Annotated in this window: 10 protein-coding genes; 3 read left to right on the forward strand and 7 right to left on the reverse strand. The window is 47.8% G+C overall.

The features are described from left to right. Window positions 1-78 precede the first annotated feature (78 nt). Both DWX62_RS15285 and DWX62_RS15290 read right to left on the reverse strand, forming a co-directional pair. Window positions 79-282, reverse strand: coding sequence for a helix-turn-helix transcriptional regulator (locus DWX62_RS15285; RefSeq protein ID WP_008662275.1), 204 nt, complete (start codon window positions 280-282; stop codon window positions 79-81). Further along, the gene (locus DWX62_RS15290) at window positions 275-718 is read right to left on the reverse strand and encodes a hypothetical protein (protein WP_117588639.1); all 444 of its coding nucleotides are present in this window, start codon (window positions 716-718) and stop codon (window positions 275-277) included. Before DWX62_RS15290 ends, DWX62_RS15285 begins: the two co-directional genes overlap by 8 nt. A gap of 292 nt (window positions 719-1,010) precedes the next feature. Between DWX62_RS15290 and DWX62_RS15295 the strand changes: the two genes are divergently transcribed. Both DWX62_RS15295 and DWX62_RS15300 read left to right on the forward strand, forming a co-directional pair. After that, entirely contained in the window at window positions 1,011-1,784 is a 774-nt protein-coding gene (locus DWX62_RS15295; protein WP_008662280.1) for a radical SAM protein, read from the forward strand. 10 nt (window positions 1,785-1,794) lie between these two features. Continuing rightward, complete coding sequence (locus DWX62_RS15300; protein ID WP_057281509.1) at window positions 1,795-2,304, forward strand: flavin reductase family protein; 510 nt, start codon at window positions 1,795-1,797, stop codon at window positions 2,302-2,304. Window positions 2,305-2,309: 5 nt separating this feature from the next. Here the strand turns inward: DWX62_RS15300 and DWX62_RS15305 are convergent, their stop codons facing one another. Both DWX62_RS15305 and sulP read right to left on the reverse strand, forming a co-directional pair. Further along, window positions 2,310-3,149 carry a DNA/RNA non-specific endonuclease gene (locus DWX62_RS15305; protein ID WP_009037518.1) on the reverse strand — a complete coding sequence of 280 codons (840 nt, stop codon included), beginning with the start codon at window positions 3,147-3,149 and terminating at the stop codon, window positions 2,310-2,312. Window positions 3,150-3,156: 7 nt separating this feature from the next. After that, complete coding sequence (gene sulP / locus DWX62_RS15310) at window positions 3,157-4,839, reverse strand: sulfate permease (protein ID WP_057281508.1); 1,683 nt, start codon at window positions 4,837-4,839, stop codon at window positions 3,157-3,159. A gap of 321 nt (window positions 4,840-5,160) precedes the next feature. On the opposite strand from sulP, the gene rbr reads away from it, so the two are divergent. After that, on the forward strand, window positions 5,161-5,739 hold the full coding sequence (gene rbr, locus DWX62_RS15315) for a rubrerythrin (RefSeq protein ID WP_005825226.1): 579 nt from the start codon (window positions 5,161-5,163) through the stop codon (window positions 5,737-5,739). A gap of 293 nt (window positions 5,740-6,032) precedes the next feature. Here rbr and DWX62_RS15320 read toward each other — a convergent pair whose 3' ends face one another. The 3 genes from DWX62_RS15320 to nadB are packed head-to-tail and all read right to left on the reverse strand — an operon-like array spanning window position 6,033 to window position 11,585. Beyond that, a complete protein-coding gene (locus tag DWX62_RS15320) occupies window positions 6,033-8,216 on the reverse strand; it encodes a DUF3857 domain-containing protein (RefSeq protein ID WP_009037520.1) in 2,184 nt (727 codons plus the stop codon). A 30-nt stretch (window positions 8,217-8,246) separates the two neighbouring features. Next, window positions 8,247-9,995 carry a transglutaminase domain-containing protein gene (locus DWX62_RS15325; RefSeq protein WP_120172987.1) on the reverse strand — a complete coding sequence of 583 codons (1,749 nt, stop codon included), beginning with the start codon at window positions 9,993-9,995 and terminating at the stop codon, window positions 8,247-8,249. 18 nt (window positions 9,996-10,013) lie between these two features. Further along, the gene (gene nadB, locus DWX62_RS15330) at window positions 10,014-11,585 is read right to left on the reverse strand and encodes an L-aspartate oxidase (RefSeq protein WP_005825234.1); all 1,572 of its coding nucleotides are present in this window, start codon (window positions 11,583-11,585) and stop codon (window positions 10,014-10,016) included. Window positions 11,586-11,608: the final 23 nt, after the last annotated feature.

Raw genomic sequence — 11,608 nt, forward strand, 5'->3', positions numbered from 1 at the left:
ACTGTTTTAATTTTATTTTTCAGGTTGCCTCAGAAGAAAACTGAAATAAAATTAAAACAGTTTTTTAGAGTCTTCTCTTTATCTGTCACTTTCTTCCAACATGAAAATTTCATTTACAGTCTTTCCGAATATCTCTGATATTTTCAATGACAGCAAGGTGGAAGGGACATACTTTCCCGATTCTATGGCATTGATGGTTTGCCGGCTCACTCCTATGGCTTCAGCCAATTGCTGTTGGGTCATATGCTTGATGGCTCTTTCTACCCTTAATGTATTAGTCATTGTTGCTCCTCCTAAATTTATAAAGTTCAATGTTGTACTTTATGATGAACAGAAACAATATCATGAACAAGTCTATAAATACAAAATTAAGATATTGCATGTCATAAATCAGCATAGTGCATACTATCAGTAGGGAATACGCTGTTATGGTAGCCCAGATAAGAGAGTTTGAACGAATATTGGCAATGCATTCATCTTCGTCCTTTTCTTTTGAGAAAGCTATGAACAAGAGTGAAACCGTAAGCCCTATCATACTCAACTCGTCGAATAAAGAGTTCTTGATAATACCCCAGGGAATTACTGACAACGCGTTTACCTTCAACCAATCTTCATTGCTGCCGTCGAAAAGGCAGATGAAGGACGTGATGGCGAATGGGACAAATAAACACCAACCTATCTTTCTGAAAGTGGTTGGAAATAAATAGTTCTTTCTCATAATACTATGCATTTAGATGCTATCTGCAAATGTAATGTATACTTTACATATAAACAAGTAAAATAGATAAAATGTAATGTATACTTTACATATAAACAACTAAAATAGATAAAATGTAATGTATGATTTACTTTTTTAACATGAAATGTATGCTTTATAAAGGGAATATTTTCTTTTATGGGTAAACTTTTGCAAGCCGAACATTGCCAGATACCATAGTTTTCACTTAACTTTGGAGCGGTAAGATTGTTTAAGCATTAATCAAACCGTAAATCGTCAAATCATAAATAGTATGACTGTCATTTATCCGTCTCCCATATTCGGTCCCGTTCATTCTCGCCGTCTGGGAGTATCTTTGGGAATAAATTTATTGCCGGCAGACGGCAAAGTATGCACTTTCGACTGCATTTACTGTGAATGTGGTTTCAATGCCGACCATCGTCCCAAACAGCCGCTGCCCACACGCGAAAAAGTCCGTTCGGCCCTTGAAGCCCGCCTGCGGGACATGCAGCAAAACGGACCTACACCGGATGTTCTGACTTTTGCCGGTAATGGAGAACCGACGGCACATCCCCGTTTCCCCGAAATCATAGAAGATACACTTGCCTTGCGCGACAAGTATTTTCCGAATGCAAAGGTGAGCGTACTGAGCAATTCTACCTTTATTCATCGTCCTGCCGTATTCGAGGCTTTGAACAAGATTGACAACAACATCCTTAAACTGGATACGGTGGATGAAGAGTATATCCGTGTACTTGACCGTCCTACCGGACATTACTCCATCCGGGAGATTATAGAAGGGATGAAAGCGTTCAAAGGGAACTGCATTATCCAGACCATGTTTCTCAAAGGAAGTTATAAAGGACAAGATATGGATAATACATCCGATAAATTTGTTCTTCCCTGGCTGGAAGCTGTCAAGGAGATTGCTCCCCGCCAAGTGATGATTTATACCATCGACCGTGAAACGCCCGACCATGATTTGCAGAAGGCCACTCATGAGGAACTGGATCGCATTGCGGAACGGATACGTGAAACGGGTATACCGGTAAGTGTTTCTTATTAATAATATACTTATGAAATCAATAGCAATTAAAGATTTAAGCGAGAACTTCTTCGAAGTGATAGGCAAAGAGTGGATGCTGGTTACGGCAGGCAGTAAAGAACATTTCAACACCATGACTGCCAGTTGGGGAGGTATTGGCTGGCTTTGGAACAAGCCGGTGGTGTTTGTCTTTATTCGTTCCGAGCGCTATACGTATGAGTTTATGGAGGAGAACGAATATTTCACCCTTTCTTTTTTAGGGAAGGAAAACCGGAGTATTTACAACCTTTGTGGCAGTAAATCGGGTAGGGAAGTGGATAAGGTAAAGGAAACTGGTCTGAATTCTATCGTTACCGAGCGGGGAAACATTCTCTTTGAGCAGGACCGCCTGGGATTGGAGTGCCGCAAGCTTTTCATTACCGATATGAAAGAAGAACTCTTTCTCGACCATTCCGTCTACGAGCGTTGGTATGGCGGTGACCACGGTGGATTGCACCGGGTTTATGTAGCCGAGATTGTAGATGCCTGGGTAAAGGAATAGCTCCTTTACCACAGTTTCAAGTCATATTCGGCTTCCACCTTCTCTTCTATTTCATCCGGAAGGGCGGGGAAGAAGTCGATACCTGTAATACGTTCCACTTCGTCCACTGTATTGACGTAGCTGTCCAATGGATGATTGCCTGATGCATTCTTATAAATGAAGCCGATGGCTTTGGGGGGATTGCTGTCTGCACACAGAACGACCTTGAAGAATGCTTCGGGCACTGTAATTTTGTGCTTCTTACCAATGGTGCGGTGACGTTGGTCATAGAGAATAGGACCGCATACAATGTATATCTTGCCTTCTTCTTGTGCCCAACGGCGGCATGACTCTTCCAGTTCTTTCCAGTCGCCACGGTTTAGATTGTGGTTCTGCGGGCAAATGTTTGTCATGTAGAAGCTCTCTTGCATGGCTTTCCAGTGCCAGCGGTTGTCACCGGCCGGACACATATGTCCGCGGTCCATGCCGGCTCCTTTGTAGTCATCGGTGGTTACTGCCTCGTGCTCAGGCAGGTCGGGGTCGGGCAGGAACTTGTCTGTACGGCTTTCACGCTCCATCAGTTTTTCGGGAGTGAGTTCCCAGGCTACCCAATTGGGTATCTTTAAATCTTTGTTGTAGGATACTGTGTAGCCTTTCCGCTGGAGAATCTGTTCGGAGACGTTCTTCAGCTTTGCCGGTATTTCAAGGCGTGTGCCTGCCGTGAGTTCTATCTTGGCAGGCGTAGAACTCTTTTGCCTGGCATCCGAAAGTATCTTTGCAACGGGTTCATAGGCAAGGCAGACCGCACATATAAACAATATAAGATAATAGACGCCTTGCGATTGTTTCTTTTTTTTTCGTGCCATGCCGGGATTAGTGTTGGATAATCATTTTGGCCCTTTCCAGTGCCACATTTATGTTCGGACAGATATTTTCTTCGCCCAACAGCTCATAGAAGCCCGATTTTTCCAGTACCTTATGTACCTTTTCATTGACACCGGAGAGCACAATGGTTATTTTTTCCTTTTGGGACATCTCACAAAGGCTTGTCAAGTTGTGGATACCGGTAGAATCGATGAACGGAACTTTACGCATGCGGATGATGCGCACTTTGGGGCGGTCGCCCAGCCGCGCCATGATTTCTTCGAATTTGGTGGCGATGCCGAAGAAGTAAGGACCGTTTATTTCATATACTTCCACATCCTCGGGGATTATCAGGTGCTCGTCATTGCTTGCAATGTCCGATTCTGCATTCGGGTCTATTTCATCTTTGATGACGGATATTTCGGTAGTCTCCATGACGCGGCGCATAAACAGCACGCAGGCAATCACCAGACCTACTTCAATGGCAATAGTCAGGTCGAAGATGACGGTCAGGAAGAAAGTAATCAGCAGTACCGTGACATCCGATTTAGGATTCTTCAATAATGCCTTGAACGTACGCCAACCACTCATGTTATAGGATACTATGACCAGTACACCCGCCAGGCAAGCCATTGGGATATACTGTGCCAGCGGCATGAGGAACAGTAGGATAAGCAGCAATACCACTGCATGCACCATGCCTGCTACGGGAGTTTTTCCTCCGTTGTTGATGTTTGCCATGGTACGCGCGATGGCTCCGGTGGCAGGGATACCGCCAAACAGCGGGGTAGCCATGTTGGCAACACCTTGTGCTATCAGTTCCGTGTTGGAATCGTGTTTGTCGCCTATCACACCATCGGCCACGGTGGCAGACAGCAAAGATTCGATGGCACCCAGTACAGCGATTGTAATGGCTACGGGGAACAAGTTCTTTATCGCTTCCCAATCCAGGGCAGGTATCACGGCATCCGGCAGTTCGGCACGGATGCTGAAACGGTCGCCGATGGTATCGATACAATCAATGCCTCCATATACTTTCATCAGCCAGACTGCCACTGTCACCACGATGATGGCAATAAGTGACCCCGGAATCTTCTTCGAGAACCGCGGTGTAATGGCAATGATGAAGATGCTGACAATACTTACAATCGTGTTCCACCAGTTTACGGTATCGAAATGTCGGAAATAAATCATCCATTTTCCTACAAAGTCTCCCGGAACTTTCTCTCCTCCGAACGTCAACCCGAAAATATCGGCAATCTGCGTAGTGAAGATGGTGACGGCAATACCGCTTGTAAAACCTACGATGATGGGATAGGGGATAAACTTAATGACAGCTCCCAGTTTGAAAACTCCCAGCAGGATGAGCAGTACGCCTGCCATCAGTGTGGCGACAATAAGCCCCGATTCACCGTATTGCTGGATGATGCCATAGATAATGACGATGAACGCACCGGTCGGTCCTCCAATCTGTACCTTGCTCCCACCCATCAGGGAGATGATGAAACCGGCTATGATAGCCGTAATGATACCTTTCTCCGGTGATACGCCGGAGGCGATACCGAATGCAATGGCAAGCGGGAGGGCAACGATACCTACAATGATACCTGCCATCAGGTCTGCCATGAACAGTTCTTTAGAGTAATTTTTTAAAGCCGTGTATAGCTTTGGTCTGAATCCGAACGCTTTCATTATAATCTACTTTTTTATACGTTTTTTTATACAGAATGTAATGTATATATTGCAAATTGCCTGCAAAAGTAGATAAAATAATGGATATTAGTGAACACAACTGTGATGTATTTTGTTTTCCTTATCAGATATGTGCTATTAATTATGTCTGAAATACCTCTTCGGGTTATCGGTGAAGATAGATTCTTTCTATAAGACGATAAATAAATCCGATGGGGCAGAGGTGTGATTATTCCAAACTAAATTCGTAATTTTGTGTTGTTTATAAACAGTACGAACGACATTTATACGTAATTATATTAACTAATAAAAAAAGAGACTATGGCTAAAAGTGTTAAAGGAACTCAGACTGAGAAGAATCTGCTGACTTCATTCGCTGGTGAATCACAAGCAAGAATGCGTTACACTTATTTTGCAAGTGTAGCCAAGAAAGAAGGTTACGAACAAATCGCCGCTATTTTCACAGAAACGGCTGACCAGGAAAAGGAACACGCTAAACGTATGTTCAAGTGGCTGGAAGGCGGTATGGTGGAAATCACCGCTTCTTATCCTGCAGGTGTTATCGGCACTACCCTGGAAAATCTTCAGGAAGCTGCTGCCGGCGAACACGAAGAATGGTCATTGGATTATCCTAAGTTTGCTGATATTGCAGACGAAGAAGGTTTCCCCGAAATCGCTCTTATGTACCGTAACATCGCCATTGCCGAAAAGGGACACGAAGAACGTTATCGCGCTTTTATCCAGAATATAGAGACTGCCAGCGTATTTGCCAAGGAAGGCGAAGTGGTATGGCAGTGCCGCAACTGTGGTTTCATCTACACCGGTAAGGAAGCTCCTCAGGTATGTCCGGCTTGCTTGCATCCGCAGGCTTATTTCGAAGTAAAGAAGTCAAACTATTGATGATAATTTCCTCATAGAGAGAACAAAGTCCCGCAGAGCGAAAGCAAGCTCTGCGGGGCTTTTTGTTTGCTGTGACAGTCATATAGCTTGTAATTGCTGCACATTTGCTGCAGCGTCACTGCAAACAAATTGCAGTGCGACTGCAAAACTGTTGCAGTGCTGCTGCAAATCAATTGCAGTACTGCTGCAAACCGGTATGCAGTGACGCTGCAAAAAGTATGCAGTCGTTTTGCAGTGGCTGTACAGTACGACAGCAAGCTGTGTATGGCGATGCTGCAGCGGGCAGAGAAGGATTAATAGCCGGTTGTTGGAGATGTAGGGGGATTAATGGTTGCTTGGAACACTATTGAAAGTGCTTCATAACTGTTGGCAGCATCGGTTATTTCAAGCAGTTTCTCCCAGTTGGCTACCGGTTCCGTCTTGTGGTTGATGCGTTTTTCGGCTTTTATTCTTAATGTTCCGTCTTCAGTGGTGGCTTGGACAATGAAAGCGCCGCAGTCGTTTTCTACTTTTACGTTCAGTCTTTCCAGGCCTTCGGGAGAAATTCGATAACCTTCCGGCAGATTGACTGTGATGTCCCATTGGTAACAACGGGGCATCTCCCAATAAATGTCCTCCTTGCGCAGGCGTTGTTCGCCTTTCAGCTCTGGCTGTGACCCTATCAACCGACCTACGGAGAGAACAAAGTTTGTACCCGCTTTCTTTACGTATCCGTCCAGTACATAGTCCACTTGATAGGCAAGTGCCGCACTGTCTGCCCGGTTTCCGATGCTGAAAAGCTGGTAGCCGAGGAGTGTTTCCAGTCCTTCTTCCGAGCCATGATAACCGATGATTTCATTACGGTAACGCTCTTTCTCCTGCTCCCGTTCACGGCGGTAACTTTCGCGCAGGTCGGCATGGAATTTTTCTTTGGTTTCGTCGTAGATGGTGGCTGTAATACCCAGTTGGCGACGAACGGAGTTGTAAAGGTCCTCATCCATAATGAGGTAGGGTTGGAAGTGTTCTTTCAGTGCACCGCTCATCTCTTCCCGGCGGCTGATGTGGAGAGTGGTGCCGCTTATAGAAGCGTTTATGGTAGCCATATCCCGGTTGTCTTGGGGGGTGGTGGAGGGAAGGGTAAGGCATGTGTTGTCTTCCAGTATGGCTTCTTCGCCTTGCAGGCTGGCAGGCACTTCACCGGGAACAGCATAGCAGGCCGGTGGAGTATAGCATTTTCCGTTGGATTCCAGATAGATAAACCAAGTGGTATTGCTGTAGTTGATGAGCTGGTCCAGAGGCTCCCGGGTATCTTTGGTCGTGATTCCTGTCCGGTGGGGAATACCTGCTTTTTCCAGAAGTTCGTGCATCAGCAGGATGAAACTGGCGGGAGTATAGTCTGCACCGTTTTCCATATACCGGTAATAGCAGTATTGGTAGAGGTAGTCCATCAGTTTCTTATCGCTCCATCCTTCGGCTTGACGGGCTTTGAGGGCTTTGGATATTTCGCCTTTCCGTCCGCTGCGCAGACCGGACCAGTTGGTGCCGGGAGCCTTCATGGAGGCACGTGTGTCATCTGTCATCAGTTTTGGATTGGGGTTGGCATATAGTCCCGGCTTGCGGGCGCTGGGTGGCATCCAGGCATAGGGTGTCTTGCTGTTGTAGATGTACATCAGAATCATGGGCGTTTGCCGGGCACTGTTGTACCAGAAGTCGGGAATGACACGTCCGGAGTCTCCGGTATGCAAGTCGAGGATATGGTTTCCTTCGGTATCGGTGCTATGGTCGAAGTTCCTTGCTCCGTTCAGGCAACGGTAGAAAGTGCTCAGCTTGGGGTCTATCTCGCAATGGACGGAATAGGCAAGCAGAGGATAGCTGTCCATAAAGTAAAAACCGAAAGGTTCGGGGTTCTGGTTGTTCAGTATGGTGTATCGTACGAAGAACAAGTCGATGATGTCTCCGATTTCCAGTCCGGGTACGGCCAGCTTGTTCCATTTCTCTTGGATGTTGTGGCTACGTGGGTGGCCGCCTTCATCGGTTTCCATGTACTCCTGCGGGGCTGTTTCCTGAATTGTTCCGTCCGGTTTGATGATGCGCACACCCAGTATACGCTGTTGTTCATTGCGGGTGTAGCGTTCTTTTTCCTGGGAAAGGAAGCTGAACTGTGACATCTCTTCCAGTGCACTTTGGCTGTTGATGTATACCATTTGGCGGTAGATGCTGCGGCAGGTTATCTGTTGTTTGGTCAATCCCATTCCCCACCAGTCCAACTTGGTTTTCCGGGTTACCTCCAGACGGCTGTGTGCGGCAAGGATAACGGCGGGTTCGTTTCTGTATTTCTCGGGTACAGTCATATTTTTAAAGTCGGGCAGGTTCAGCGACCATACTTCATTGCGCACTTCGCTTACGAGCGCAGCATATTTGTCTTCTTCCTTTTGGGCATTTAGTCCCGAAGTGGCAAGTAACATCAGCAGCAGTAGGAAAGAACGTGTTGTTTTCATGGTGATGGCGTTTTATGTTCAATTATTTGTTTAAAGGGTGCTTTGCCGGATTACTATCTGTTCGTTGCAGGCTTTTTTCCATTGTCGCAGGGCATCATTCCAAGCAGGGATAAGAGCAAGTGGAATACGTTTTCTGCGTATCTCCATCACTTTTCGGAAGTGGATATATCCTGCTCCGGCGCGGTAGGAGCAACTGAGGATGCCCTGATTCGTTTCAATGTGAAAGTCTGCAGGCAAATAAGACACGGCATATCCTTGTGGAATATCAATCGTTACCTCGCGTACAATACGGCATCTCCACGGCAGTAGGTAATCCTGCTTGCGGCGGGTGGTGTCAATGGGCTGGTGGAAGAAATCTTCGTGCGGGTCTGCTTCGAGGCAGTACTCTCCATCGGCCGATTGTACGGCAGCGGTATTGTTTATCTGATTGTTTAGCAGGTCTGTCTGCTTCTCCTTGGGGGTGTCATGGTAGAGACTGAGCAGGTATTCCTTGTATTCGCCCGTACTTACGCGGGTGGCGGTGCCTTTCAGGGTAGGGGGATTGCTGTCCGTCATCAAGCGATAGTGATAATTGAGACTGTCCGTAGAGGCGGAGGCATCCTGCTGGGGAAGAGTCAGTATCAGGCAGCTGTCTCCGTTTTCTACCAGTGCTTTTCGGCCTTGTATACCTTGGGGGATGTCTTCGGGCGGTAGGTATCGGTAGGTGGCATCCAGGCAATATCTTTTCCCTTGATGGAAAAGAAGGCAGAAGGCATGGTTGATGGCAGCCAGTGTCGGTACTTCGTCGGGAGAACTGGCGATGTCGTCCGTACCGATATAGGCCATTCGGGCATCGAATCCTTGGGCTTTCAGCAATGTGCGCAGCAGGAGTGCCATTCCCTTGCAGTCGCCGTAACGTTTGCGCAGCACTTCGGCAGGCCGGTCGGGCCGATGTCCTGCCAACCCGTTTTCAAAGGCGATGTAGCATATGTTCTGCTGTACGTAGGCATAGGTACGGTGTATCTTCTCCAGTTCATCGGTGCATCCGGCAGTAATTTCATCCGTTAGCATTTCGGCTTGGGGGAGAGTGCAGTCCACCTCGGCCAGTCCGTTCAGCCAGCGGTACATATCCTGCACATCCGCAAAGGAACCGGTTACCAGCAGATGGGGATAGAGGCAGTTGTCTGCGGGAGCAGCTTCTTCCTTTCGGGTGGCAGGTACTCCTTTTAAGGTGTAGACAAAAAGGGAATCCCCTTCCTTGTTCACGCTCTTTTCACACCGGATACCGGGACCGAAGTTCTTCTCCACCAGCCGGAAACGGGACAATGCGGCAGGAATGGTGACGGTGATACGTTTCTCGCGGATGAAGTATTCCTCCGGAAAGTAGATACGTGTAAAGTAGCGCAGGTCATGGAAGGTACGGCTGAACTGTACGGCCGCCTTTTTCCCCTGCCGGCTTAGGGAGAGGTTGAAGTAGCAGATGCGGGTATCATCGAAGAATACATTTTCCGGTGTGGCATGGCGGTGGATGGCTTTGGGGGCAAGTACTCCCTTGGCCCTGGCTTCGTCCAGGGAGATGAATTCGCCATAGAACATATGAGGTTGTACGGTAGCTCCCATTCGTGAAGCTTCATATTCGGTCTTTCGGGTGTTTTGTACGATGGGGTTGTTTCCCGGGCCTTCTTTAAAAACATAGCTGTCTTCACAGCAGTTGATGATGATATTGTCGTCCATCGTCTGACTGTAGAGACAGCTTGAGAAAATATACAAAAAAATGAAAGAGAAATATTGTTTCCTCATGATGGAGAGGATTTATGTTTATTTCTTGGCGTGCGGATAGTCTATCGTGTAGTGCAGTCCGCGGCTTTCCTTGCGTTCCATGGCTTGCTTTGTTATCAGGTATCCTACGTTTATCATGTTGCGCAGTTCGCACAGCTCTCGGGTAGCCTTGCTACGCTTGAAGAGTGCTTCTGTCTCCTCGTAAAGGATGTCCAGTCGGTTCCATGCACGTGTCAACCGGGTATTGCTGCGGACAATGCCTACGTATGCCTCCATAATCTGGTTCACTTCCTTCATGCTTTGTGTGATGAGGACACGTTCTTCGGTGGAGATGGTACCTTCGTCGTTCCATTCGGGAATGTCTTCGTTGAAGTCATAACGTTCCAGTACGCTCAGCGCGTGTTTGGCTGCCGCGTCGGCATAAACCACGGCTTCAATCAGTGAGTTGCTTGCCAGACGGTTGCCGCCATGCAGTCCGGTGCACGAACATTCGCCGATGGCGTACAGACGGCGGATGCTGCTCTGTCCGTCCAAATCCACCTTGATGCCACCGCAGAGATAATGGGCGGCGGGGGCTACCGGTATGTATTCCTTTGTGATGTCGATACCGATGCTGAGGCATTTCTTGTATATGTTAGGGAAGTGCTTCTTGGTTTCTTCGGGGTCTTTGTGGGTGACGTCCAGATACACATGGTCCTCACCGCGCTGTTTCATTTCGTTGTCGATGGCACGCGCCACAATGTCACGCGGGGCCAGTGAGAGTCGCGGGTCGTACTTCTGCATGAATTCTTTTCCGTCTTTGGTACGCAGCACGCCGCCATAACCGCGCATGGCTTCGGTGATGAGGAACGAGGGGCGGTCTCCCGGATGGAAAAGGGCTGTGGGATGGAACTGGATGAATTCCATGTCTTTCACTGCTCCCTTGGCACGGTAGACCATGGCAATGCCGTCTCCCGTGGCCACCAGCGGGTTGGTGGTATGGCGGTAAACGGCTTCGCAACCGCCCGTTGCCATGATGGTGACTTTGGAAAGGAAGGTATCCACCTCGCCCGTCGCTTCGTTCAGCACATAGGCACCGTAGCACTTGATGCCGGGGGTGTGGCGGGTAACGATGATTCCCTGGTGATGCTGGGTAATGATTTCCACAGCGTAATGGTCGGTCAGTACGGTGATGTTGGGGTGTTGCTTTACAGCTTCAATGAGGCTGGTCTGTATCTCTGCACCCGTATTGTCCTTATGGTGGAGGATGCGGAATTCGGAGTGGCCGCCTTCTTTGTGCAGGTCAAACTCTCCGTCCTCCTTTTTGTCGAAGTTCACTCCCCATTTGATAAGCTCCTTGATTTGTTCGGGGGCATTGCGCACCACCTTCTCTACGGCTTCACGGTCGCTTATCCAGTCACCCGCAATCATGGTATCTTCGATATGCTTTTCAAAATTGTCTACGGCCAGATTGGTGACAGAGGCGATACCTCCTTGTGCAAAATAAGTGTTTGCCTCTTCCAAACCTGCCTTACAAATGAGGGCTACTGTTCCTTTATGCGCTACTTTCAGCGCAAAACTCATACCGGCAAGTCCGGAGCCGATAACGAGAAAATCGAACTTTCTTACCATAGGTTTTGTGTATTAAACGCCGC

The organism is Bacteroides sp. AF20-13LB, assembly GCF_003603065.1.
In the GTDB taxonomy this organism is placed as follows: Bacteria; Bacteroidota; Bacteroidia; order Bacteroidales; family Bacteroidaceae; genus Bacteroides; species Bacteroides uniformis.

Bases quoted from the DNA above. Each gene is read 5' to 3' on its own strand.
- nadB (WP_005825234.1), bottom strand. From the start codon at position 11,585: ATGGTAAGAAAGTTCGATTTTCTCGTTATCGGCTCCGGACTTGCCGGT.
- DWX62_RS15305 (WP_009037518.1), bottom strand. From the start codon at position 3,149: ATGGCACGAAAAAAAAAGAAACAATCGCAAGGCGTCTATTATCTTATA.
- DWX62_RS15325 (WP_120172987.1), bottom strand. From the start codon at position 9,995: ATGAGGAAACAATATTTCTCTTTCATTTTTTTGTATATTTTCTCAAGC.
- DWX62_RS15300 (WP_057281509.1), top strand. From the start codon at position 1,795: ATGAAATCAATAGCAATTAAAGATTTAAGCGAGAACTTCTTCGAAGTG.
- DWX62_RS15295 (WP_008662280.1), top strand. From the start codon at position 1,011: ATGACTGTCATTTATCCGTCTCCCATATTCGGTCCCGTTCATTCTCGC.
- DWX62_RS15285 (WP_008662275.1), bottom strand. From the start codon at position 282: ATGACTAATACATTAAGGGTAGAAAGAGCCATCAAGCATATGACCCAA.
- rbr (WP_005825226.1), top strand. From the start codon at position 5,161: ATGGCTAAAAGTGTTAAAGGAACTCAGACTGAGAAGAATCTGCTGACT.
- DWX62_RS15290 (WP_117588639.1), bottom strand. From the start codon at position 718: ATGAGAAAGAACTATTTATTTCCAACCACTTTCAGAAAGATAGGTTGG.
- sulP (WP_057281508.1), bottom strand. From the start codon at position 4,839: ATGAAAGCGTTCGGATTCAGACCAAAGCTATACACGGCTTTAAAAAAT.
- DWX62_RS15320 (WP_009037520.1), bottom strand. From the start codon at position 8,216: ATGAAAACAACACGTTCTTTCCTACTGCTGCTGATGTTACTTGCCACT.